Source organism: Aeribacillus sp. FSL K6-8394 (assembly GCF_038008865.1).
Lineage (GTDB): Bacteria > Bacillota > Bacilli > Bacillales > Aeribacillaceae > Aeribacillus > Aeribacillus composti.
Map to the genome: position 1 here is coordinate 946,319 of NZ_JBBPAA010000001.1, position 23,905 is coordinate 970,223.

Annotated in this window: 30 protein-coding genes; 9 read left to right on the top strand and 21 right to left on the bottom strand. The window is 37.9% G+C overall.

Annotation, left to right across the window (positions count from 1 at the left end; translation table 11 throughout):
- Positions 1 to 42: 42 nt before the first annotated feature.
- The gene (locus tag NSR00_RS04330) at positions 43 to 450 is read right to left on the bottom strand and encodes a CoA-binding protein (protein ID WP_063387680.1); all 408 of its coding nucleotides are present in this window, start codon (positions 448 to 450) and stop codon (positions 43 to 45) included.
- A gap of 155 nt (positions 451 to 605) precedes the next feature.
- Here NSR00_RS04330 and plsY point away from each other — a divergent pair, with 155 nt between their 5' ends.
- The gene (gene plsY / locus NSR00_RS04335; RefSeq protein WP_063387681.1) at positions 606 to 1,202 is read left to right on the top strand and encodes a glycerol-3-phosphate 1-O-acyltransferase PlsY; all 597 of its coding nucleotides are present in this window, start codon (positions 606 to 608) and stop codon (positions 1,200 to 1,202) included.
- A gap of 19 nt (positions 1,203 to 1,221) precedes the next feature.
- On the opposite strand, the gene NSR00_RS04340 is transcribed toward plsY, so the two are convergent.
- The 3 genes from NSR00_RS04340 to NSR00_RS04350 form a co-directional block, all read right to left on the bottom strand.
- The gene (locus tag NSR00_RS04340; RefSeq protein ID WP_063387682.1) at positions 1,222 to 1,965 is read right to left on the bottom strand and encodes an exonuclease domain-containing protein; all 744 of its coding nucleotides are present in this window, start codon (positions 1,963 to 1,965) and stop codon (positions 1,222 to 1,224) included.
- Positions 1,962 to 2,939: a DUF294 nucleotidyltransferase-like domain-containing protein gene (locus NSR00_RS04345; RefSeq protein ID WP_340787246.1), complete on the bottom strand. Its 978-nt coding sequence runs from the start codon at positions 2,937 to 2,939 to the stop codon at positions 1,962 to 1,964. The genes NSR00_RS04340 and NSR00_RS04345 overlap by 4 nt, the downstream gene beginning before the upstream one ends.
- A 66-nt stretch (positions 2,940 to 3,005) precedes the next feature.
- Complete coding sequence (locus NSR00_RS04350; RefSeq protein WP_340787249.1) at positions 3,006 to 4,271, bottom strand: ammonium transporter; 1,266 nt, start codon at positions 4,269 to 4,271, stop codon at positions 3,006 to 3,008.
- Between the two features lie 224 nt (positions 4,272 to 4,495).
- Here NSR00_RS04350 and NSR00_RS04355 point away from each other — a divergent pair, with 224 nt between their 5' ends.
- Positions 4,496 to 5,650: a CapA family protein gene (locus tag NSR00_RS04355; RefSeq protein WP_063387685.1), complete on the top strand. Its 1,155-nt coding sequence runs from the start codon at positions 4,496 to 4,498 to the stop codon at positions 5,648 to 5,650.
- Positions 5,651 to 5,722: 72 nt separating this feature from the next.
- Positions 5,723 to 6,013, top strand: coding sequence for a HesB/YadR/YfhF family protein (locus NSR00_RS04360; RefSeq protein ID WP_063387686.1), 291 nt, complete (start codon positions 5,723 to 5,725; stop codon positions 6,011 to 6,013).
- Positions 6,014 to 6,199: 186 nt separating this feature from the next.
- On the opposite strand, the gene NSR00_RS04365 is transcribed toward NSR00_RS04360, so the two are convergent.
- From NSR00_RS04365 to NSR00_RS04400, 8 genes are all read right to left on the bottom strand, one after another.
- A complete protein-coding gene (locus NSR00_RS04365) occupies positions 6,200 to 6,508 on the bottom strand; it encodes a hypothetical protein (RefSeq protein WP_063387687.1) in 309 nt (102 codons plus the stop codon).
- Between the two features lie 3 nt (positions 6,509 to 6,511).
- A complete protein-coding gene (locus NSR00_RS04370; protein WP_340787251.1) occupies positions 6,512 to 6,937 on the bottom strand; it encodes an acyl-CoA thioesterase in 426 nt (141 codons plus the stop codon).
- Between the two features lie 272 nt (positions 6,938 to 7,209).
- Positions 7,210 to 7,431, bottom strand: a complete 222-nt coding sequence (gene tlp, locus NSR00_RS04375) for a small acid-soluble spore protein Tlp (RefSeq protein WP_063387689.1) — start codon at positions 7,429 to 7,431, stop codon at positions 7,210 to 7,212.
- A gap of 162 nt (positions 7,432 to 7,593) precedes the next feature.
- Positions 7,594 to 7,737, bottom strand: coding sequence for an acid-soluble spore protein N (locus NSR00_RS04380; protein ID WP_063387690.1), 144 nt, complete (start codon positions 7,735 to 7,737; stop codon positions 7,594 to 7,596).
- A 73-nt stretch (positions 7,738 to 7,810) separates the two neighbouring features.
- A complete protein-coding gene (locus tag NSR00_RS04385) occupies positions 7,811 to 7,951 on the bottom strand; it encodes an FbpB family small basic protein (RefSeq protein WP_082829475.1) in 141 nt (46 codons plus the stop codon).
- A gap of 204 nt (positions 7,952 to 8,155) precedes the next feature.
- Complete coding sequence (locus NSR00_RS04390) at positions 8,156 to 8,665, bottom strand: redoxin domain-containing protein (protein WP_066248554.1); 510 nt, start codon at positions 8,663 to 8,665, stop codon at positions 8,156 to 8,158.
- Between the two features lie 158 nt (positions 8,666 to 8,823).
- Positions 8,824 to 11,550 (bottom strand): aconitate hydratase AcnA, encoded by a 2,727-nt coding sequence (acnA, locus tag NSR00_RS04395; protein ID WP_063387692.1) that lies wholly within the window; start codon positions 11,548 to 11,550, stop codon positions 8,824 to 8,826.
- Between the two features lie 244 nt (positions 11,551 to 11,794).
- Positions 11,795 to 12,058: a hypothetical protein gene (locus NSR00_RS04400; protein WP_063387693.1), complete on the bottom strand. Its 264-nt coding sequence runs from the start codon at positions 12,056 to 12,058 to the stop codon at positions 11,795 to 11,797.
- 154 nt (positions 12,059 to 12,212) lie between these two features.
- On the opposite strand from NSR00_RS04400, the gene NSR00_RS04405 reads away from it, so the two are divergent.
- From NSR00_RS04405 to NSR00_RS04415, 3 genes are all read left to right on the top strand, one after another.
- Entirely contained in the window at positions 12,213 to 12,353 is a 141-nt protein-coding gene (locus NSR00_RS04405) for a small acid-soluble spore protein P (protein ID WP_063387694.1), read from the top strand.
- Positions 12,354 to 12,875: 522 nt separating this feature from the next.
- Positions 12,876 to 13,193: a hypothetical protein gene (locus NSR00_RS04410; protein WP_063387695.1), complete on the top strand. Its 318-nt coding sequence runs from the start codon at positions 12,876 to 12,878 to the stop codon at positions 13,191 to 13,193.
- Between the two features lie 66 nt (positions 13,194 to 13,259).
- Complete coding sequence (locus NSR00_RS04415; protein ID WP_063387696.1) at positions 13,260 to 13,685, top strand: DUF2621 domain-containing protein; 426 nt, start codon at positions 13,260 to 13,262, stop codon at positions 13,683 to 13,685.
- Between the two features lie 98 nt (positions 13,686 to 13,783).
- Here the strand turns inward: NSR00_RS04415 and NSR00_RS04420 are convergent, their stop codons facing one another.
- The 9 genes from NSR00_RS04420 to yneA all read right to left on the bottom strand — a co-directional run bounded on the left by NSR00_RS04420 (position 13,784) and on the right by yneA (position 20,054).
- Positions 13,784 to 14,248 carry a CcdC family protein gene (locus NSR00_RS04420; protein ID WP_063387697.1) on the bottom strand — a complete coding sequence of 155 codons (465 nt, stop codon included), beginning with the start codon at positions 14,246 to 14,248 and terminating at the stop codon, positions 13,784 to 13,786.
- 70 nt (positions 14,249 to 14,318) lie between these two features.
- Positions 14,319 to 14,675 (bottom strand): response regulator, encoded by a 357-nt coding sequence (locus NSR00_RS04425; protein WP_063387698.1) that lies wholly within the window; start codon positions 14,673 to 14,675, stop codon positions 14,319 to 14,321.
- Between the two features lie 127 nt (positions 14,676 to 14,802).
- Complete coding sequence (locus NSR00_RS04430; protein ID WP_066251214.1) at positions 14,803 to 15,513, bottom strand: cytochrome c biogenesis CcdA family protein; 711 nt, start codon at positions 15,511 to 15,513, stop codon at positions 14,803 to 14,805.
- Positions 15,514 to 15,832: 319 nt separating this feature from the next.
- On the bottom strand, positions 15,833 to 16,051 hold the full coding sequence (locus NSR00_RS04435) for a YneF family protein (RefSeq protein WP_063388294.1): 219 nt from the start codon (positions 16,049 to 16,051) through the stop codon (positions 15,833 to 15,835).
- An 86-nt stretch (positions 16,052 to 16,137) separates the two neighbouring features.
- Positions 16,138 to 16,569 carry a sporulation inhibitor of replication protein SirA gene (sirA, locus tag NSR00_RS04440; protein WP_157727967.1) on the bottom strand — a complete coding sequence of 144 codons (432 nt, stop codon included), beginning with the start codon at positions 16,567 to 16,569 and terminating at the stop codon, positions 16,138 to 16,140.
- Positions 16,570 to 16,682: 113 nt separating this feature from the next.
- On the bottom strand, positions 16,683 to 18,692 hold the full coding sequence (gene tkt, locus NSR00_RS04445; protein ID WP_340787255.1) for a transketolase: 2,010 nt from the start codon (positions 18,690 to 18,692) through the stop codon (positions 16,683 to 16,685).
- A 72-nt stretch (positions 18,693 to 18,764) separates the two neighbouring features.
- Positions 18,765 to 18,995, bottom strand: a complete 231-nt coding sequence (locus NSR00_RS04450; RefSeq protein ID WP_340787257.1) for a DUF896 domain-containing protein — start codon at positions 18,993 to 18,995, stop codon at positions 18,765 to 18,767.
- Positions 18,996 to 19,070: 75 nt separating this feature from the next.
- The gene (locus NSR00_RS04455; protein WP_094245871.1) at positions 19,071 to 19,721 is read right to left on the bottom strand and encodes a YneB family resolvase-like protein; all 651 of its coding nucleotides are present in this window, start codon (positions 19,719 to 19,721) and stop codon (positions 19,071 to 19,073) included.
- A gap of 18 nt (positions 19,722 to 19,739) precedes the next feature.
- On the bottom strand, positions 19,740 to 20,054 hold the full coding sequence (gene yneA / locus NSR00_RS04460; RefSeq protein WP_063388298.1) for a cell division suppressor protein YneA: 315 nt from the start codon (positions 20,052 to 20,054) through the stop codon (positions 19,740 to 19,742).
- Between the two features lie 159 nt (positions 20,055 to 20,213).
- On the opposite strand from yneA, the gene lexA reads away from it, so the two are divergent.
- The 3 genes from lexA to NSR00_RS04475 all read left to right on the top strand — a co-directional run bounded on the left by lexA (position 20,214) and on the right by NSR00_RS04475 (position 23,862).
- On the top strand, positions 20,214 to 20,837 hold the full coding sequence (gene lexA / locus NSR00_RS04465; protein WP_063388299.1) for a transcriptional repressor LexA: 624 nt from the start codon (positions 20,214 to 20,216) through the stop codon (positions 20,835 to 20,837).
- A 329-nt stretch (positions 20,838 to 21,166) separates the two neighbouring features.
- Positions 21,167 to 22,546 carry an NADP-specific glutamate dehydrogenase gene (gdhA, locus tag NSR00_RS04470; RefSeq protein WP_130156990.1) on the top strand — a complete coding sequence of 460 codons (1,380 nt, stop codon included), beginning with the start codon at positions 21,167 to 21,169 and terminating at the stop codon, positions 22,544 to 22,546.
- Between the two features lie 731 nt (positions 22,547 to 23,277).
- On the top strand, positions 23,278 to 23,862 hold the full coding sequence (locus tag NSR00_RS04475) for a lysophospholipid acyltransferase family protein (RefSeq protein ID WP_340787263.1): 585 nt from the start codon (positions 23,278 to 23,280) through the stop codon (positions 23,860 to 23,862).
- Positions 23,863 to 23,905: the final 43 nt, after the last annotated feature.

The following is a 23,905-nucleotide window of genomic DNA, read 5'->3' on the forward strand; positions in this document are numbered from 1 at the left end:
CTTCAAAAAAAGAACCCATCAAGATGATGGGGGAAACATTTGTTATTTTGTTAACGCATGCGCTACTTTTATACACATATCCATGATAACGGGATAACCTTTTTCTTTTAATAATTGATATGCTTCCTCGTTAACGCAGCCTAATTGAGCCCAAAAAACATCGGCATCAATTTCTAAAAATTCTTTCGCAACATCTAATAAATGCTCGGAACGTCTAAAAACGTTTACAATATCCACATGGCCTTCAATTTCTTTTAAGGATGAGACCGCTTTGACACCCAAGGCTTCATCGATCATTGGATTGACAGGAATAATCTCATACCCCGCATTTTGCATCGCTTGTGAAACTTGGTAAGATTCTCTTTCAGGATTGTTGGACAAGCCGACAACAGCGATTCGTTTGCTTTTTTTTAAAATATCACGGATTTCGTCCAGACTTGGATTTTGCATGAAAATTTGTTCACTCCTTCCAATGTTTCTTTTATTATAACTGTAAAAGCGTCGAACACCAAAGTTTTAAAACGGCTTTTATCAACAAAATATAGTCCTGATCGAATCAATTGTGTACAATAATAATAGAATCATGATTATAAAGGAGTTTCATTATGTCTTTTCTATTAATCTTAGTCCTTATCTTAGCTTATTTAATTGGTTCCATCCCCTTTGGACTTATCGTTGGCAAAATTGGATACGGCATTGATATTCGCGAACATGGAAGCGGAAATTTAGGTGCAACCAACACTTTTCGAGTGCTTGGAAAAAAAGCCGGGCTGTTTGTTACGGTTGCAGACATTTTAAAAGGAACTCTCGCAGCTAGCCTCCCCGTATTGCTTAGTGGCGACCTTCACCAAGCATGGACGCTCATTGCAGGAATGGTGGCTGCTGTAGGACATATGTATCCAATTTTCGCAGGCTTTCGGGGCGGAAAAGCCGTGGCGACAAGCGGAGGGGTGCTGCTTTTTTATAGCCCATTACTCTTTTTATCTATGCTTGCTGTATTTTTTCTTGTTTTATATGTATCAAAATATGTTTCTTTATCCTCTATGGTTACAGCACTGTATACGTTAGTTTATACCATTTTTACCGGTGATGCGGCTTTAATGATCATTGTCGCGATCCTCGCAACCTTTGTTTTCTATCGGCACAGAGCCAATATTAAAAGGATCATAAATAAAACAGAGCCAAAAGTGAAATGGCTGTAAAATAGAAAGGAGCGGGAACTCATCTTCTCGCTCCTTGTTTTAATTGTGATAGTTTGATAAACACATCCATCAACGTTTTATAGCCTGATTCAACAAACATTTTTACATATTCACACCAGATCGCGGCTGTCATTTTTGCATCTTCTAAGGCGTGATGACGCTTTTGGACCGGGATGGAAAAAAACCGGCAGCATTCATCTAAACTTACGGCAATTTGTTCTCGCTGAACGAGCCGGAACAGCATGGCTGTATCCACAATCCGATGTTTAAAAGGAATGCGGAAATGCTCCTTATTAGCTTCTGTAAGAAAATTTTTTTCATGATTGGCATGATGGGCGACAAGCGTCCGATTTTCTGCAAATTGATAAAAACGAATCAATACTTCCGATATAGGGGGAGCAGCTCTTACGTCTTCTTCAACAATTCCTGTCAATTTTTTTACGTCAACGGGAATTTCCCCTTCATACTGAACAAAAGAGTAAAATGTATGCTTTTCTTCAATCTGCATGCCGTGAACTTTAACTGCTCCAATCGAAAGAATTTGATCCCCTTTTTCCGGAAAAAAACCTGTTGTTTCCAAATCAAGCACAACAACGTCCAGCTCCTGAAGAGGAGTTGACAAGCTTTCCTCCCGCTTTAAGTCTTGTTCCATTTTCCGCAAAAACGCTGCATGCTGAAGATTCGTTTCAAGACCTGTAAATGCTGAAGATTGCATTTTCCCCTGAAATTGCTTCATCAAGTGAAAAAAAGATGGAAGTTTCATGGATTAACGCCCTTTTCAATGATGGATTTCGTTTCATTCATCAATTTTTTTCCGCCTAAAATGATTTTTTTTAGCCTTCCTTTTTCTTCTTTTGATAAATCCTTTAAAGAGAGGTAATGAACTTCATCATATGTGTTCGCTTTTAATGAATTTTTAAAATGAATCGTTACTAATTCTTGAAAATATGTGTGATATGGAGATAATACATGACGAAAATACTCCTGCTTCATCAGAAGCTGAAACCTCGACAGCGTAGACGTATCCAACAATCGTTCTTTGATCGCCAATAAGCGGACAGAATTAATGTAAGGCAATAACCCGGCCTGTTTTAAATCAATAGCGCCTGAATGAGGGCCGTATGTTTCAGGAAGCAGCTGATGAAAAATACCCACCCCTTTTTTGACATGCATTGTGTTGTTTAACAATCGACCGAGAAAATCAGGATTATATTGAATATATTGGAAAATCTGGTTTTTTAGTCGATGAATCGATTCGGATTGTCCGATGATCATACGCGCATCAAAAAAGATTAATAAATAGCGGATAGAATCAAATGTTTCATCCTGTAGCCATTTATCGATCTGCTTGCTCCAGCTTTGTTCCGATCGGCACCATAAAGAAGTTGAACACATGACATTTCCTTCGCAGTAAGGATAACCGATGACGTTCAAGCCGAATGAAACTTCTTTTCCAAGCAGCAAAAAGTAGTCGAGAGCTTCTTTCTCATTGGAATGAAAAATGAGTCCGTGGTCTTGATCGCTTATTTTCGCCTGCTCGCCTCTTCCGCCGCTTCCGACTAAAAACCAAGTAAATTCACAAGGCGCAGGGCCGTATTTCTTTTTTACAATCTCGAAAGAAAGATGGAAGGATTGTTTCATAACCTGATCGTGTATACTGTTTAATTCCGTCACTGTTTTCGCTTTTTGCAAATGGCTGTTGCGCCATTCCTTCAATTGTTTGTAAGGATTCCCCATGTGTATAAAAATCCCCTTTTTTATAAATAAGCGTACAGATGATACATCATCCATACGCTCTTGCGGTTAGCTTCCAAGCTTTTGTTCATTAGATTCAAATGCTTCCGGATACCCATAAACTCCGTGCTCGCTTAAGTCCAAACCGATCATTTCTTCTTCTTCTGTCACCCGCAAGCCATTGAGCAATTTTTTCATCACAGCTAAGATGACGAATGAAACAACAAAGGCGTATAAACCTGAAGTAAACACTCCCAACGCTTGAATGCCGAGCTGCGTAAAGCCTCCGCCGTAAAACAATCCAGGGTTACCAATAGTTGCTAATTCAGGGGTTGCAAAAAATCCAGTTGATAAAGTGCCCCAAACACCAGCTACTCCGTGAACAGACAAACAATAAATCGGATCATCAATTTTAACTTTATCAAAAAACTTCATACTAAAATATACAAGAATTCCAGCTATTAGTCCGATTACGACAGCAGCCCATGTGTCGACAAATGCACAAGATGCGGTAATGGCGACCAATCCTGCAAGCGCTCCGTTTAACATTGTCGGTATATCAGCTTTTCCGCCAGCGATCCATGAAATGATCAAGGCGCTTACGGCTCCTGCTCCGGCAGCTAAATTCGTGTTCAAAGCAACAAATCCAAAAAATCCATCCTCAACTGTAATCGTGCTTCCTGCATTGAAACCGAACCAGCCAATCCATAAAATAAGTACGCCTAGAGCTGTATAAACTTGGTTATGTCCATAAATATTATTAACAGAACCATCTTTGTTATATTTACCGATCCGAGGCTTCAACAAGATCGTTGCAGCCAAAGCTGCCATTGCACCTGTCAAATGAACAACGGTAGAACCTGCAAAATCTTGTTTTCCATGTTCTGACAGCCATCCTCCGCCCCAAATCCAATGAGCAACAACTGGATAAACAAGTGCGGTAAACAATACAGAAAAAATTAAATAAACTGAAAGTTTCGCCCGTTCCGCAAATCCAGCAAAGGCAATGGCGAGAGAAACTCCGGCAAAGGCTAACTGGAATACAAAAAAGACGGATGTTGAAAGAGATAATCCATCTATTTCATATCCTGAATAAAAAAAGTCAGACATACCTACAAAAAAGTTGCCGTTCTTCCCAAAAATAAATCCATAGCCGACTGCCCAGAAAACAATGGAGGCAATTCCGAATGTAAAAACAGTTTTTCCGGCAATATGTCCGGCATTTTTCATTCGTGTAGAACCCGCTTCGAGCAATATAAATCCTGCTTGCATAAAGATGACCAAAATAGCTCCCAGCATCACCCATAAACTGTTCATTAACGTTAATGAGTCCATAGCACAACCTCCCATGTAATTATTTCTTCTTAATTGTGTTATAAAAAATAACATAAGAAATATATCTCTATTTTTACACCCGTTTTATTTTAATGTCAATTCATTTTCCATAATTTTTCGAAAAAGTATGTTAGGAAATCTAACATATAAACAAAATTAGACAATAGTTTATTTTTTCCGACAAAACGTTTATGATAGTAAAAACAGTATTTAAGGAGGGTTTTATGAGAAAGGTTTTCTTAATATTCGCAATTATTTGTTTGATGCTTTTTTCAGGATGCGGCAGCAAAGGTCAGGCGAATGAGCAAAACGCGGTAAAAAAAGAAAATGTGGATGATTCGCCACAATCTATACAAGCTGCTCCCAAAAAAGTGGAGCCGACCGAATCGCTCGTCACTGTTTCTGCAATAGGTGATGTTCTCATACATAGCCAGCTTTTTAAAGATGCGAGGACCGGGAGCGAATCATACAATTTTAAGCCAATGTTTGCAACAGTAAAACCTTTACTCTCAAAAAGCGACTTAGCCATCGCCAACCAAGAATCGATCATTGGGGGAACAGAACTTGGAATCTCCAGTTATCCGTTGTTTAACAGCCCGTTCGAAGTGGCAGATGCGCTAAAAGATGCTGGCATTGATCTCGTCTCAACAGCAAACAATCATAGTTTAGATAAAGGAGAAAAAGGTATTTTAAATGCGATTCAGCATTATGAACAAATCGGGCTACCGTATGTAGGAAGCTTTAAAAACGAAGCGGACGCCAATACATGGAGAATTCAACAGGTCAACGGGGTGAAAATCGGCTTTCTTTCGTATACATATGGGACAAACGGTATTCCAGTTCCGAAAAATAAACCTTATTTAGTAAACCTTATAGATGAAGAAAAAATGAAAAGGGATTTAGACACACTAAATGGACAAGTTGATGTAACTATTGTTAACATGCACTGGGGAGAAGAATATCAATCCTTTCCAAGCGACGCTCAAAAACAATGGGCACAGCTGCTAGTCGATCATGGAGCAGACATAATCATCGGTCACCATCCTCATGTATTGCAGCCGATCGAATGGCTGGAAGCAAAAAATGGAAACAAGAGTATCGTTGTGTATTCGTTAGGCAACTTCTTGTCTGGCCAAAAGGGAGATGGAAAAGACATCGGTGGGATTTTTTCGATTGATGTAATTAAGCGGACTGATGCTAACGGTACGACACTGACTTTGAAAAATCCGCGTTTACTCCCTACCTACGTGACCAAAAATAAAAATCATCATTATTATGTTGAATTGCTGGACCGAATCGACAAAAACGCCTATGAAAAAGTGATGAAGCATATGCATCAATGGTTGGAAACGAAAGAAGTGACGAACTCTATCCAGTAGAGTTTATTCATGGAAAGAAAGCTTTTCATGTAATATAATGTAAACAGGAAGCTGATATTAGGAGTGACAAAAATGAAACTGAATATTACCGATGATGCAGCAAAATGGTACAAGGAAGAATTGGAGTTAAACGAGGGAGATGCAGTCCGCTTCTTTGTCCGATATGGCGGATGCGGCCATGTGCAAAGCGGATTTTCCCTTGGAATTGCAAAAGAAGCTCCAAATCAAATCGGAATAAAAGCCGAAAAACTAGGGGTCACATTTTATGTTGAACATGATGATTTATGGTATTTCGACAATCATGACGTGACCATTCAATTGGATGAAAAAATTCATGAACCTGTTGTTCGTCTTATAAATTAGCAAATCGATTAAAAGCATGCTATAGGTCGAAAAACAAGTCTTTGTCAAAGAGCTGTTCTAGTAGACGAAGCATGCTATAGTCAGTAAAGAAACCCAACCGCAAATTTAATTTGCCGATTGGGTTTCTTGTTTCATCTCATCATTTTTTACTCAAATCTGACTTCCACAAAATGCCCGTCAAATCTTTTATTTTTTCAGCAATTTAAATTTTCTTAAATGATCGGTTAGCTGATATTTTTGCAGGATTTCTACTTGTTTTTCCCCCAGCAGGTCAAAATGCGGAAAATCTTTATGATGATGAATCCACTCCATTTTCAAACCGTTTTCATTTCCCCATTCTATTAAATGCTTTATATTGCTGCATCCAACCTTTGTTACAGAATGATAATCCGGAAACCGTTCATCATACCAATAATGCGTTAAAAAGGCGATTTCCCCTTTCCGCACTTTTTTCTTCCACTCAGCAAGCTCCTCTTTCTTGATTCCAAAGGCCAATCTTTATCTCTCCTCTTTCATCGCTTTTACATATGCTTCGTGCCATTCAGGATATAATTTCTTAAATACAACTGGGCGAAACGTTTCTTTTTTTACGCAAACATGGCTGGAAAAACCTTTTGCTGCCAATTCGCCATGAGAATTGAAAATTTCGTATCCATATACTGTTTTAATTCCGTTATATTTCTCAATCCACGTATGTATTATTGCCTTTTCACCGTATGTAATCGGTTTTTTATATTCGATTTGAATATACACGACAGGGGAAATTATTCCGTCTTTCTCCATCGCTGCATACGAAAAGCCAAGATCTTGGATCAGCTTCGTCCGTCCAACTTCCATCCATATAATATAATTGGCATGGTACACGACACCCATTTGATCGGTTTCCGCATAACGAACTTCTATTTCTTTTGATGAAACAAACATAAGCTTCTCTCCCTTGCAAAAAATGAAATCGATCGAAAAAGCCTGCATCAGCGTCTGTGATACAGGCTTTCTATTTTAGGCCTTTTCAACTTTCTTACTTAAATTTTTTTGCGGAGTCTGTTTTTTATTCAAGCCGGTCCAACAAAGTTTGTCCCATTGTTGGCCGTTCATCAAATGAATTTAGAAGGCAAAAATTTTCAATGAACAATTTTATTATAACATTTCTATTTGCAATCGAAAACTAAAATGGAATTATCAACCTAAATTGAAAGCTAGGAGTTTCGTTCACGGGCTTCATCTTTAATTTCTTGTCGCATCGCCTCAATGCTTTCTTCTCTGCGGCGATTTTTTGCCTCAATCTGTTCACGCTCTCTGTCGTTGGCAAACTCTAATGTTTCTTCTGCTCTTTCGATGTTTTCAATCGTATTTTGTACCATTTCCTGCAATTTTTCAACATTGTCGGAACGGTCATCACGATTTGTTCGATTTTGCATCAAATATTCTCCTTTCTGGGAAAAATTGTTTTATCGCCATTTCAAATATAGTTTGTGCATTTGATGTTAAATTATGAAACGAACCTGTTTCCTCAATGAAAAGGAGAAAAATGATGGAACCATAATTATATTATGTAAATTAAAAGGCGGTGGACATATGTCCTACTCGCCTTTTGTCTGAATCACTTGAGGATGCTCATTCGTCTTATTTTGCATTTTTTTCCCTTTGTTTCCACCGAATCCTCTCGGTTTTGTTCCGATATGATTCGGATTAAAATGAGACTGGATATCATTTGAATTTGTCATCAAACAATCGCCTCCTGCTTTTATTGTTTACCAATAAAGCAGAAAACATGCTGTCAAACACGACTGTTTGCTATCAGCTCGATTTTTCCAATTGCCGTTTTTCCAGCCTTTTTTCAAGTCTTTCTTCAATTTCATTCAATGCTTCACGGTCTTTTAGCAAGTTTTGCTTATTTTCCAACACAAGCTGTTTAAACGAAATTTTCGTTTTTTTCATTTTTTATCCCTCACTTCTTTTCTCTGTTACTTTTATTGTACAAAATATTCCGACACTTTCCCGTTGAAAATTTGAATGTTTAATGACAATATAACCAATAATGCAAAATTTCATACGTTTCAAAAAAACTCTTCTTTTGCAAAAAGAAAAAATCGGCAAAGTCAGCCGATTCTTTTTGATTCCCGAAAGGAAATCAGCGTCTTTTTATTTCAGGTTTAGTTTTTCTTTTATCGTTTTTTCATTTAATTCTCCCACTACTTTATCTTGTATGACTCCATTTTCATCAAGAAAAAATGACGTCGGATATGTAAGAATTTTATATCCACTGTTCATTTTATTTTTTGGATCAAGTAATATCGGAAACGTAAATCCAGCCTGTTGAACAAAATTTTCAACATCTTTTGCACTTTTCTCACTGGCAGTAAAGTTAACCGCGACAATCGTTACTTCATCTTGATGCTTTTCATATATTTTTTGCATGATCGGCATTTCTTTTTTACATGGTGGACACCAAGTGGCCCAAAAGTTTAAAAGTACTTTTTTTCCATAAAAATCGGAAAGCGATTTCTTTTCTCCATCCAAAGTCGTCACTTCAAAATTCGGAGCTTTGTTTCCTATTTCTAAACCGACTGTTTCCTTCTGGGAATTGATCCATTGCCATACTGCAATCGCTGCTAATACGATTAATAAAAAAACAGCAAGCTTTTGTTTCATAAACCATAACACCTCTGATTCAATACGATAGCATTTCGAAAAGATGCTCAATTTCATCATATATTATTTTTGTAAAAAAAACAGTATTTCATATCAATTGTCTAATTTTAGCCAAAAAATAACGGGAACTATGAACAGTTCCCGCTTTTTTTCAATTATTATCCTTTTAATCTTTCTCTTAATACCATTTGTAAAATTCCGCCATGTCGGTAGTAATCAATTTCAACTTCACTGTCAAAGCGAACTAATACTTCAAACTCTTTTTTGTTTCCGTTCTCATCAGTTGCCGTTACTTTGATGTAATCGCGCGGTTTTACCGATTCATCAATGTGAACATCCAATACTTCTTTACCGGTTAAACCAAGTGTTTCCGCATTTTCGCCTTCTTTAAACTGAAGCGGAAGAACACCCATAAGAACAAGATTAGAACGGTGAATACGTTCGAAGCTTTCAGCGATAACCGTTTTGATTCCCAATAAGTTCGTTCCTTTAGCAGCCCAGTCGCGAGAGCTTCCCATTCCGTAATCTTTTCCTGCCAGTACAACAAGTCCTGTTCCGTCCTGTTTATATTTCATGCAAGCGTCATAAATAGACATTACTTCGCCTGTCGGCCAGTACGTTGTATATCCGCCTTCAGTTCCTGGTGCAATTTGGTTGCGAATGCGGATGTTTGCAAACGTACCTCTCATCATTACTTCGTGGTTTCCGCGTCTTGAACCGTAAGAGTTGAAATCTCTTGGCGATACACCTTTAGACAGCAAGTATTGGCCTGCAGGAGTATCTTTGCCAATCGCACCTGCTGGAGAAATGTGGTCTGTTGTGACAGAATCACCGAATTTTCCAACAACGCGAAGCCCTTTCAACGGTTCTACTTTACCAGGCTCAGGAGACAATCCTTCAAAGAATGGCGGATTTTGGATATAAGTAGACTCTTCGTCCCATTGATATAATGGCTCATCTGTTGTTTCAATGGCATTCCAGCGTTCGTTATCATCAAATACACGTTCATATTCTTTACGGAATAATTCTGGTGTAACAGTTTGTTTCACAACTTCATTAATTTCTTCCATTGAAGGCCAAATATCTTTAAAGTAAACATCGCTTCCGTTTTGATCCTTTCCGATTGGATCATTCAGTAAATCAATGTCAACAGTCCCTGCTAATGCATAAGCAACAACTAGAGGCGGTGAAGCTAAATAGTTACCTTTCACGAGCGGATGAATACGGCCTTCAAAGTTCCGGTTTCCGGAAAGAACAGATGTGACGAGCAAATCATTTTCAGCGATCGCTTTTTCAATTTCATCTGCAAGCGGTCCAGAGTTCCCGATACAAGTTGTACATCCGTAACCGACAAGGTTAAACCCTAATTTTTCAAGATAAGGCATTAAGCCAGAATTTTGAAGATAACCGGTTACAACTTTTGAACCAGGTGCTAATGATGTTTTTACATATTTCGGAACAGTCAATCCTTTTTCAACAGCTTTTTTTGCAACGAGACCAGCGCCTACTAAAACATATGGGTTTGACGTATTCGTACAGCTTGTAATCGCCGCAATAACGACTGCACCCGTTTTCATTGTTGTTTTTTCGCCATTCGCAAATTCAACCGTTACTTCCTTATTAAGTTCTTCCGGCTGCAAGCCAAATCCTTGGTTTCCTTGCGGAGCTGTAAGAGCTCTATGAAATTCTTCTTTCATTTTTGAAAGAGGAATTAAATCTTGAGGACGCTTCGGACCGGAAAGATTTGCTTCAATTTGAGAAAGATCGATTTCAACTACATCCGTAAAAATAGGATCCTCTGCTTCAGGCGTGAAGAATAAACCGTTTTCTTTACAATATGTTTCCACTACTTTTACATGCTCTTCATCGCGACCAGTTAAACGCAAATATTCAAGCGATTCATTATCAACAGGGAAAAATCCGCATGTTGCTCCGTATTCAGGCGCCATATTCGCAATAGTAGCACGGTCAGCAAGCGGAAGCTTTGCAACACCAGGGCCGAAAAACTCCACAAATTTTCCTACCACGCCTTTTTGACGCAGTACTTGAGTTACTTTAAGGGCTAAATCTGTTGCTGTTGTTCCGTTAGGCAGCTCGCCAACAAGTCTTACTCCGATGACTTCAGGTACAGGGAAATAGGAAGGCTGTCCAAGCATTCCAGCTTCAGCTTCGATTCCGCCGACACCCCAACCTAAAACACCGAGTCCGTTAATCATGGTTGTATGGGAGTCTGTTCCAACTAACGTATCAGGATATGTTTCGTATTCTCCATTTTCACCTTCAACCGCATGGACAACGCTTGCTAAATATTCCAAGTTTACTTGGTGGACAATACCTGTTGCTGGCGGAACAGCACGGTAGTTGTCAAATGCTTTTTGAGCCCAATTTAAAAATTTATATCTTTCAGCATTTCGTTCGAATTCAAGATTCATGTTATATTGCAGCGCATCATCTGTTCCGGCACGATCCACTTGAACAGAATGGTCGATAACAAGATCAACAGGCTTTTCCGGATTGATTTTTTGTGGATCTCCGCCCATGTCAGCCATCGCTTTTCTTAATGAAGCTAAATCAACGACAGCAGGAACGCCGGTGAAGTCTTGCAAAATGACACGAGATGGTTTAAATGGAACATCCAAATTTTTAATTTCATCTGTTCCCCATTTCGCAAGGTTTTCAACATGTTCTTTTGTAATAACTCGTCCATCCACTTGGCGCAGGACTGATTCCAAAAGAACTTTGATTGAATAAGGCAAACGGGAAACTTGACCAATTCCTGCATCTTCTAGCGCTTTTAATGAATAGTAGTTGTACGTTTTTCCGTTAATTGAAAAGCTTTTTCTTGCACGGAAAACGTCATTTTTCTCTAACTGTTGCTGTGACATGTCATTTTATCCCCCTTTAAACGTAATTTCGACAAAAATGCCGAATATCTCCCCACTTTAAACATCACACATTTAAATCTTAATATACTTTTTATGATAAGTAAATATCAATGATGTTATCAATTATTATAAGAAATGCTTATTTCACTAAAAAATTTAAATATTTTCAGTATAATTTTTCTTGCTAATGAAAACGTTCGTATAAGAGAAAAAATAGTGAAAAACGACGGAAGCTCCGCCGCTTTCAAGTCTCATCCAAATTCACTTCCTGCACAATTCGATCTAAATCGCGCTTGTACTGTTCTAAATGCTTTCTCTGCGTTTCCGATGCAACTTCCAATGCATTTTGAATTTGTTCATACGCCTCATTAATTTCCTGGCGAAGATGCTTTAGCTGATGTCCATAATCAGAACTGTTTTTCGTTAGATTGACATGTACTTTATGAACTTCCACCATTCCTTGTTGCACTGCATCAAATGCTTGTTTTTTATTTTTATGGTACGGCAAATATAGCACTCCTTTCGTTTTTTTATCTTCTATAGTGTTTTTTTCAAGAAATCAATTTATTCTAAAATGAATGAATGATTTCAAAATCATTCAAACTAAACGACGAAAGATAACAATGCTATTCTTTACTATTAAATATTAAGGAGCGATGTATATGGCAAAAGATCAAGTACAAAATGATCAAAAACAAAACGTTCAAAATCGGAAGGGACAGCCAGAGCCGTTATCTGGATCGAAAAAAATAAAAAATCGAAATCATAGCCGCCAAAAACATAACTCGGAGCATGATTTATAAAAAAATGGGGATGTTTAATTGAAATGTCCCCAAGTAGACAGCGGAAATAATAAAAATGCTTTAAGCGGCTTGAGCTCTACATTCTAATGGGCTTAAGCCGTTTAATTTTTTTGATAACGTTCGTTATTATAAAACTGAATATTCCTTAATGGTCTGTTGTAACGCTTCAAACGTTTCATATCCCTCTTTCACATTATAAGGTTCCCCAAAAAGATTTCATTGGGCCGTTATCAATGCAACGTCCAACTCTTGTCATACTATGGCTTTTAAGCATATCATAAGTCTTTCTTCGGCTTATAGACGTCCCCTTTCATCTTATAGAAATGTTGAAATGATGTTTATGTTTTCAATGAGAATTTGACTTTCTGGACTGCCGCAGTTTTGAATTTATACACGTCTTTTCTACATATTATGTCTTGCGGAAATCCTCGTTTATGGTTTTTCTTTAACGACGAATTTTTAAGTTATATCTATTTTTCATTTAGAACAATGTTTTTGTTAATAATAAAAAGTTGATGACAAATGATTGAAATGAAAGTGGAATCTATCATAAAATATAGTAAGGTGAAAATGGAAGCTTTTTTTCAGCAAATGACAGATATTGATAATATAAAATTTTTAAGTCTGGAGGCTGTCATGAACGGGCGTTTATATGAAATGTTAATTTATCCTTCCAAATCAGGCGATATTAAAATCAGTATTTACCGTGATGCAGTTGAATACCAAGTTTTCGCGGAAATTAATGACTGCTTTTCTGTCGGCCGTCATAAAAAGAAATTAGAAGCTGTGAGACGTGCTGTAAAAGAATTGATAGATGCATATGAGTCGATTAATCCTTAACGGTTTTCATCAACTTCGCCGAAGTGCACGAATTAATGGAAATGTTAAGGCGATGGGGGTGATTTCATGCTTGAAGGCTGGTTTTTATGGTTTATTCTCATATGGGTTGTGTTTCTTATAACTATGTTATCGATTGGCGGCTTCTTCATGTTTCGCAAATTTTTGAAACGGCTGCCGAAAGAAGACGGAAAATCTGAACTTGATTGGGAAGAGTATTATATTCAACAGACTCGGCATTTATGGTCAGAGGAACAAAAGGCGTTGTTAGAAGAATTGGTTGCACCGGTTCCAGAGCTTTTCCGCGATGTTGCCAGACAAAAAATCGCAGCAAAAATCGGTCAACTGGCATTAGAAGAAAAAGCTCCATCTATTACGCAAGATTTAGTCATTCGAGGCTATATTATCGCAACTCCAAAACGGGACCATAAATTTTTAATTAAAAGACTAAAAGAAAAAAATATCGACTATTCCAAATATGAAGCACTCTTTTAAACAAAAACATAAGCCTTTCGGGGATTTGTCCCGAAAGGCTTATTTATATGGAATAAACGGTAACCTGCTTTGAACAGCCGGCAGCTATATGTATTTTTTTACGTTCCGTTCAGTTGATTTTTCAGTTTTTTATACGAAATGAACATCGCAATTCTCCAAGGAACAATCATTCCAAAAGCCAGCAGCCAGAACATACCGCTTAATTCGCCAACATCGATAGACGCGCTTAAATAAGATTTTAGCAGAATTCGTACAACTAACAGACCAATCAAAATGTAAACAAAAGCTTTTGACCTTTTTAAATAGATTTCTTCTCCCCGAACTTCAAAAGTAGAGGTTTTTATTAAAAAAATCGAAAAAATCAGCCCGACTGTCAACGCCTCCAAAATTTCCATCGGCGTTATGCGGAATTGCGGAAATAAATACATAAGGGCTCCAGTGCTCATAAAGATCGGAGGCAAAATAATTTTTTTCGCTGTCGCCGGCTTTTTAGCAGCCTTTGTTCTGATCATAATTACGACAATGCCCATTAATACAGCCGTAATAGAAGACCAAATGACCATGCAGAACCATCCTTTTATTTTCAGCTTCTTTCTTTAATAATATTATAGAAAAAAAAGCAAAATGAAAAGGCTAATTCATAACTCTTTTGATGGCTTCCATCACACGATCTTCATCAAAAGGCTTTGTAATAAAATCGAGTGCTCCTGCTTCTATCGCTTCGATAACCATTTTTTGCTGTCCCATTGCCGAACATATAATGATTTTCGCATCCGGAAATTCCTGTTTAATTTTTGTAATAGCCTCAATGCCGTTCATTTTCGGCATTGTGATATCTGTGATTAATACATCTGGTTGTAATTGTTTGTATAATTGTACCGCTTCGATGCCGTTTTCCCCTTCTGCAACAACCTCAATACTATGCTTTTTCAAAATGTCCTTTAATGTCTCCCTTAAAAATTTCGCATCGTCAACGATCAATGCTTTCAAATTAATTCCACCTCAATTATCCTCGCAAACTAAATCCTTTGATATTATACTACTTTCTGTCACAAAAAAGTACCGAGAGGTTTAAAATATTGTCAAAAATCTCGTTTTTCTCTTAAATGACTAAAAATTAAAACCCGGTTGGTAAAAATATAAGAATTTTGTTCATCCAATTAATAATTTTAGTCATCCAATCAAAAAACAGCAGAATTCCCATGAAAATCATGAATATGCCTCCAATTTTCATGATTTTCACATTATGTTTTTTGATCCAATTCATCCGCCCGATGAAGAATGATAAAATAAAGAACGGTACTGCAAAGCCTAGCACATATGCTGTCATATACAGAACTCCAGAACTAGGATTGGTTGCCGCTAAACCGATTACTACCATAAGAATTGGGCCCGTACATGGAGTCCATCCAGCTGCAAACGCCATACCAATCAGAACAGATCCAAGAAATCCGGCTGGACGATTTTTGAATTCAATCCTTCTTTCCTTCATTAAAACATCAGGTTGAAAAACACCGAGAATAACAAGTCCAAAAAAGATAATGAGGATCGCTCCTATTTGTCTTATCAGATCTTGATAGTTCAAGAAAAAGTTTCCAATCAAGGATGTGCCGAATCCCATTGCGATAAAAATGGCAGAAAAACCAACTAAAAAAAAGAAAGTATGTAATAAGCTTCTTTTTTGCAGCATAGCGTTTTCAGTTTTCAACTCATTAACCGATACCCCAGTTATATACGATAAAAAAGCAGGATATAAAGGCAAGCTGCACGGAGAAATAAACGATAAAAAACCTGCTCCAAATGCTAAAAACACATTAATTTCCGACATTTTGCTGCTCCTTCCAAAAGATTTACCTCCATCCATTCTAACAGATCATTGAATAAATGTTTAAAAGAACGTTTGACATTTTCCGCACATTATTACAATGAACCTTCCTGCCATGAATACCACATTCTTACAACTTCTTATAACGAAAAAAGAATTAATCTTACCTTGAGAAAGGAAAGACTAATTCTTACTTCACAATTCCGTATAAAACAACGCATATATTAAATAGTATAGATAAAAATTACATGATGTCAAAAAATATGATTGGTCATCATGAACTAATTTAATGAAAAATCATTCAATAATGCCTGAAACGAAATTATTTTAATTGATTTTGCATCGCTTTCATCATTTGATTGATTTTCTTCTGGGACGGTTTCATTCCCATTTGCATCATCATCATTTTCAACATTTGTTCGTTAATAGGTGGATTTTTCTTCAAATAATTCATCATATACTTTCGAGCGATAAAAAAGCCTAGCGCTACGCCGGCAAGTAATGCCAGAACAGCGATTAATATCGCCAGCCAAAGTTCCATCTTATTTCCTCCTTCATGTTGTCTATCATACAGTGTACTAAACCATATGACATTATACAATATTTCATTAGCAAATTTCCGCAACTTTAGACAAATTTTCTTTCTTTAATCGGACTCAGCCACCCGTATCGTTCATTTGTAAAATCCATGGCAAAAAAATAAGGATCAAATTTTCCCAATATATCAAAAAACAATAACTCACCGTCAAAGCTGCCGGTACAAATCATTTCAATATACCGTTCCTTTAAAACCATAGTAGCTTGTCCTTTTTGATTTTCCATTTGGATGGCATGAATCGATGATACCTTTTGATAATGGTTTCGGTGAGACAAGAATGACTGAAGCAGCAAATCTATTTCTGAAATGGGAATGGCTCTTGAAATATAATTGACTTGCCTTTCCAATTGTTCAAAAATAGGATGCGTTTTCCTTGTCCAAAAAAATTCTTGATATAACTGAAAAATTTTCGATTCCCTATGATAAAAATGCTCAGCAAATTCCTTTTTTATCAAATACAAATAAAAGTGCCTCATGCGCTCACCTCATTGTTACATTCCTTTTTTGCTATTATAAAGCAAGGAATGTAAAAGGTTTGTCTTATGGTGGCGGATAGAGGCACTAATTTTGGCGATTATTTCCGAACTAATTCTTTTACTTTTTCGACAACATTTTCAACAGTAAAACCGTACTCGCTTATAATTTTTTCCCCAGGTGCAGATGCTCCAAACTTGTCGATAGCTAAGATTTCACCTTCAGATCCGACATAGCGCTCCCAGCCAAGCGAAGATGCCATTTCGATCGCAAGACGCTTCGTTACGCTGCTAGGAAGAACTGATTCTTTATAATCTTTTGATTGCTTTTCAAAACGGTCCCATGACGGCATGCTGACGACTTGCACATCAATTCCATCGGATGCAAGAATTTGTTGAGCTTTAATAGCTAATGCTACTTCTGAACCTGATGCAAGTAGAAGAGCATCCGGTTGATCCGATTTCGCCGGTGAAATGACATAAGCGCCTTTTGCAACACCTTCTTCAGCATTTTCTTTCGTACCTTTAATAGTTTCTAAATTTTGGCGCGTTAATACTAATGCAGTCGGTGTTGATTTAGATTCCAGCGCAGCCTTCCACGCAGCTCTTGTTTCATTTCCATCAGCTGGACGAATGACAGAAAGATTCGGCATTGCTCTCAAAGAAGCTAATTGTTCAATCGGCTCATGTGTTGGTCCGTCTTCTCCAACCGCTATGCTGTCATGAGTGAACACGTAAGTTACAGGGAGATTCATTAATGCTGCTAAACGAATCGCTGGCCGCAAATAGTCAGAGAAAACAAAGAACGTTCCGCCAAAAACACGTAAACCTCCATGCAGAGCCATACCGTTCAATGCTGCTCCCATGGCAAACTCTCTGACACCAAACCAAATGTTTCGTCCGCTGTAATCTTCCGCAGAAAAGTCTCCTGAACCTTTTATTGTCGTTTTGTTTGATCCAGCTAAGTCTGCAGATCCCCCAAAGAAATAAGGAACTTTTTCAGCTATTGCATTTAATACTTCTCCAGAAGAAGAACGGGTTGCAACGCTTTTTCCTTCTTCATAAAAAGGTAAAGATTGATCCCAATTTTCTGGCAATTCACCATTGATTGCTGCCTTTAACTCTTTTGCAAGTTCAGGATATTCTTTCTCATACTTTTCAAACAAATTATTCCATTCAATTTCTTTCTGCTTTCCACGTTCTTTTACATTTTTCTCAAAATGCTCATAAACTTCTGCTGGAACATAGAAATCTTCTTCAAATGTCCATGCATAGGCTTCTTTTGTCAATTTTGTCTCTTCTGGACCTAACGGCGAACCATGAACGGAAGAAGTGCCTGCTTTATTCGGCGAACCATATCCGATTGTTGTTTTTACTTCAATTAATGTCGGTCGTTGTTCATCCAATTTGGCTTCTTCAACGGCTTTCGAAATCTCTTCAATGTTGTTGCCGTCCTCAACGCGCAGCACTTGCCAGCCCATAGATTTAAAGCGCTCTTCTACATTTTCTGAGAATGATTTATTTAAATCCCCATCTAGGGAAATATCATTCGAATCATAAAGAACAATTAATCGTCCAAGCTTCAAGTGACCAGCTAAGGAAGCTGCTTCAGAGGAAATCCCTTCCATTAAGTCACCGTCACCGCATATGACGTATGTGTAATGATCAACAATATTGTATCCTTCTTTATTGTATGTAGCTGCTAAATGACGTTCTGCCATCGCCATTCCAACGGCCATTGCTATTCCTTGGCCTAATGGTCCAGTTGTTGCGTCAACGCCAGGTGTATGTCCGTATTCAGGATGTCCAGGTGTTTTGCTTCCCCATTGACGAAACGACTTAATATCATCCATGGAAAGATCATAACCCGATAAATGAAGCAAGCTGTAAAGCAGCATCGACCCATGTCCGGCAGATAAAACAAAGCGATCTCGATTAAACCAATTAGGGTTTTCAGGGTTAATGTTCATAAATTTCGTCCACAGCGCATAAGCCATTGGTGCGGCGCCCATTGGCATTCCAGGATGTCCGGAATTCGCCTTTTCAATCGCGTCAATGGATAATGTTCGAATCGTCATGATGGATAAATCTTGAATGGAATGAGTCACCATTATCATCCTCTCATCTGTATTTTCAGTTTATAATCTTATCTTTATTGTTGTAATAAGGCAACACCCCATCCATTAATGCAGCCTTTTATTTTTTAATTTTTTCAATTTTTCCGGTGTAACATCATTACCTTTCGGATCAATCACTGTAACATTTTTTAAGGTGTTTTGAAAATCCCGACGAAACGCCTCTAAATATTCCTGCCTTAATTGCTGCTGCTCAAGCTTTTCCTCTTGCGTCAGTCCTTCTGACTTAGACTTTTTAGATAGTTCATTAATACGGTTAAGTTTTTCTTTTGAAATCATAAGCTGAACCCCTTGTATATTTTTGCCGCGCTCTTTTATCATACTAAATGCAACCACTAATGACAACAATTATTGCTATGATTCTCCTTTTTCTGACAAAAATTGTTGATATCTGCGATGGACAGTAGCTTTTGAAACGTCATAGCCGAATCCTCTTAACGTTGCCGCTATTTCTGAAAATGTCAGGCCGTTTTTCCGCAATCGGTCAATCTCCTCGATCGGAACTTCTTTTCGCTCTCTTTTATAGGAAGAATTTCTATTCTTTAAATTTTTTTCAGGCCTGTACCCATTTTGTATAGCTCTCAACATTCCCCGCTTTATTTTCAAATTATGAATTTTTCGTTGATATTCTTCGACAATTCCTATGATTTCAAGCACCATCGTGTCTGATTCAGACAGTTCCATCTCCCCGCGATGGGCAGCGGTGAAAATTTTCACACCTTGTTTCAAAATGGAATGGACAATGGCGATTTTGGCATTCCCTCTGCCAATTCTTGTTTCATCCTGTATTAATACCGCTTCAATATCTTTCTCCTCAATCAATTCCAGCAGTTGAAAAACCCCTTCACGATCAACATCATACCCGCTCGCTTTTTCTTCTATCACTTCAACAACTTCCATACCGTTTTCAGCTGCGAGCTTTAACAGCTCGTCCTTCTGTCTTTTCAAAGATGTTTCCTGCTCATCTTTTTCAGTGCTGACTCTTGCATAAACGACTGCTCTCATGTTAAATGCTCCTTGCGGTTATTCTTTGTTTGCCAAATATTCAGCATTGTAGTATTTATTTTTTTCAATCGGAATGACGATTGTTTCCCCCGGTTTTACAACAAGGCTTTGGAGATTGTTTCGCTCCTGAACCCATTTAACAAACTCTGAATGAGACATATTGTCATATTCTTTATATTCATCAGCGATTTTCCACAAACTGTCCCCTTCCTTCACTTGAACCTCCAAATAATGATCGAGCTCTTCCCTTTCTCCAGTATACGAAATCGCCAAAACTGCCGCCATGATGACAAGGAAAAAAGAAACGATGTAAGACCATGATAATTTATCCATATAGAACCGCCCCCTGAAACAGAATATTTGTTCGGTTTTTTGTTTTTAAGTATAAAAGGGAACACATGTTTCTGTCAAGCAAATATTCGAACTTACGTTTGCTTTTTTGGAAAAATCATGCTATAATCGACACAAATTGATATGACTGAGGTGCTTGACATGTCAACAAAATTATCTAAGAGACAACAAGATATTTTGAACTTCATTAAGGAGGAAGTAAAAAAGAAAGGATACCCTCCCTCTGTAAGAGAAATCGGCGAAGCGGTCGGTCTTGCCTCCAGTTCAACTGTTCACGGGCATTTAGCAAAGCTTGAGAGCAAAGGACTGATTAGAAGAGACCCCACAAAGCCGAGAGCCATTGAAATTTTGGACGATGATGGCAGCCACCTTCTAACAAACAATGTGATCAACGTGCCGGTCATAGGAAAAGTGACGGCTGGTATTCCGATCACTGCCGTTGAAAACATCGAAGAATATTTTCCGCTTCCGAATCATATTGCATCAGGTGATGATCAACTTTTCATGCTTGAAGTAGTCGGAGAAAGCATGATCGAAGCAGGCATTCTGGACGGAGATTTAGTTATTGTCAGACAGCAGCAAACAGCCAATAACGGCGACATCGTTGTCGCGCTCACAGACGACAATGAAGCGACCGTAAAAAGGTTTTTCAAAGAAAAAGACTTTATACGGCTTCAGCCGGAAAACCCAACAATGGAACCGATTATTTTAAAAAATGTGACAATACTCGGAAAAGTGATCGGGCTATACCGTTCCATACACTGAATATTCGATGTCTCAAAACAGGTGAGGCATCCTTTTTCTTTTTATAAAATTTTCAAAATTCCCTCTCTTAGCGATGTTAAATTTTTAAAAATGTTTTCTAATCAATATGTATGCAGACAAGCTAGATTCAATGAAACAAATTTCAGGCGCCTTCTCCGCGCCTGCATGCAAAGCTATTATGCAACAATTCTCAACAGTCATTGTTTTTTGATTTATTTTGTTGTAGAATTTTTTATTGTAGATTTCGCTTCCTTAGCCAGTGCCGGGATGATTTACTGAATTGTTTGAATTCTTCTAACTGCTTAAATTTTAGGTATAGGAGAGGTGCTATGAATCAATTACTTATGAAACAAAGTGAATTGGAAAATGCAAAGCAATATGTCAATGAAGTATTTCAATCCGTGCAAGAAAAAAATCCGAATGAGCCTGAGTTTCTTCAAGCTGTAAAAGAAATATTTGACTCGCTTGTGCCTGTATTTGCTCAACATCCTACATATATAAAGCACGGAATACTTGAAAGAATTGTTGAGCCGGAAAGATTGATCATTTTTCGCGTTCCATGGGTGGATGACGAAGGAAAAGTGCGTGTAAACCGCGGATTTAGAGTGCAATATAATAGTGCAATTGGGCCATATAAAGGAGGCTTGCGCTTTCACCCGACCGTCAACGCCAGCATTATTAAATTTTTAGGATTTGAACAAATCTTCAAAAATTCATTGACTGGGCAGCCGATCGGCGGAGGAAAAGGCGGATCTGATTTTGATCCGAAAGGTAAATCAGATGGGGAAATTATGAGATTTACACAAAGCTTTATGACAGAGCTTTACAAACATATTGGACCAGATATTGACGTTCCTGCCGGTGATATTGGAGTTGGCGCAAGAGAGATCGGATACTTGTTTGGCCAATATAAAAGAATACGCGGCGGATTTGAAGCTGGTGTGTTAACCGGAAAAGGCATTGGTTACGGCGGAAGCCTAGCGAGAACCGAAGCTACAGGGTATGGAACTGTTTATTTTGTTGAAGAAATGCTTAAAGACCATGGATTAAGCTTCAAAGGAAGCACAGTTGTTGTCTCTGGTTCTGGGAACGTTGCCATATATGCGATTGAAAAAGCAACACAATTAGGTGCAAAAGTTGTCGCATGCAGCGACTCTGATGGCTACATTTTTGATAAAAATGGAATTAATCTTGAAACGGTTAGAAGGTTAAAAGAAGTTGAAAGAAAAAGAATTAAAGAATATGTAAATGAACATCCTCATGCAGAATATTATGAAGGCTGTTCCGGAATTTGGTCCATTCCGTGCGATATTGCCCTCCCATGCGCTACTCAAAATGAAATCGATAAAAAATCAGCTGAACTCCTTGTTTCCAACGGACTCAAAGCTGTTGGAGAAGGCGCCAACATGCCGTCTACATTAGAAGCGATCGACGTGTTTTTATCAAACAATATTCTTTTTGGACCTGCAAAAGCTGCTAACGCAGGCGGAGTTGCTGTTTCAGCATTAGAAATGGCTCAAAACAGCGCAAGATTATCTTGGAGCTTTGAAGATGTCGACGCAAAATTACGTGATATCATGAAGAACATTTACCGAAATTGCGTCAACGCTGCAAATGAATACGGCTGCTCCGGAAATCTTGTCGTCGGCGCTAACATTGCAGGATTTAAAAAAGTCGCTGATGCAATGGTAGAACAAGGAGTCATTTAAAAGATAGAAAAATGGTCATTTCCATCATTTATTCTTTATAGTGAGTAAACATATATGATAATCGCTAAAGCTTTACCTACCCTGCTTTGGCGATTCATCATGCTCACTATAATACCCCATCTTAACTTGAGTGAATAGAAATTGATATCACACCGATCCAAATTCACTCTTCTTTATTTCCACGATTGGATCAAATTTTTCCCTATCAGTGTATCCCATTCAATGAGAGAATTGAAGTTTTATGTCAGATTATCTTACATATTTTTTTACGCTGATGCCTGGATTGATTATCTCTCTTGCTTTTTAAATAAAAAAGACAGATTGCACTGATGTTTGTTTTTCTGCTTCTTCTCTTCTTTACTCTCAATATTTTGTATCATCAAGTATAAAATTTATAGAAACAAAGTAACTGCTATTAAAATTGATTTTTCAAATTAAAGCATTTTATTATTGATATGGTTGCTCCTTCTATCCAGCGCCAATAACCTTCAGCACAAATACTTGTTCATCTAAAAAACACCGAATACGGCTGCCCATCCTCCAATGAAACGGCGGTATTTTCACTGACTGACTTTGGATAAGACGATTCGTTGACGATGTACTACCGACTTTACATGCATCACGTAAAAATGCTAAACTGAACGCAGACAAAATCGACATGCGCCCTAACCGAAAATACAGATCTTTTGCAACGCAAACATATTTCTGGAAATCATTCGGGGGGGAACAAAATGATTTATCATTTAGCAGGAAAACTTGCAATATTGATCATTAAAATTTTTAGTTTGCTAGAAGTCAAAGGCAAGCAGCATATTCCGGCAGACCATCGTTTTATTGTTACATGCTCTCATCGCAGCTGGGTAGATGTAGTCTTGCTCGCCGCAGCACTTTTTCCAATTCATGTCCATTATATGGCCAAAAAAGAATTGTTTCAGAACACGCTCATAGGTTGGTTTTTGAAAAAGATGCATGCTTTTCCAGTTAATCGTGAAAATCCTGGACCGAGCGCACTAAAAATTCCTTTGAAACTGTTAAAAGAAAATAAAGTTGTTGGAATTTTCCCGAGCGGCACAAGAACAGACGAGGAAGTTCCTTTAAAAAGAGGCGCGGTTACAATTGCGATAAAAGCCGGCGTTCCCATATTGCCTGCAACCTATCATGGTCCAAAAAGTTTAAAAGATTTTTTTGCCGGGAAAAAAGCTGTCGTTGCATTTGGCGAACCAATCTATTTAGAAAAAAATGCAAATCAAATTGATGATGCGCTTCAACAGCTTGAACATAAGCTGAAAGCTCTTGAAAAAAGCATAAACGACTAAACATTGACGTTTCTGATCAGCTTGTCATTTTTAGACAAACTGA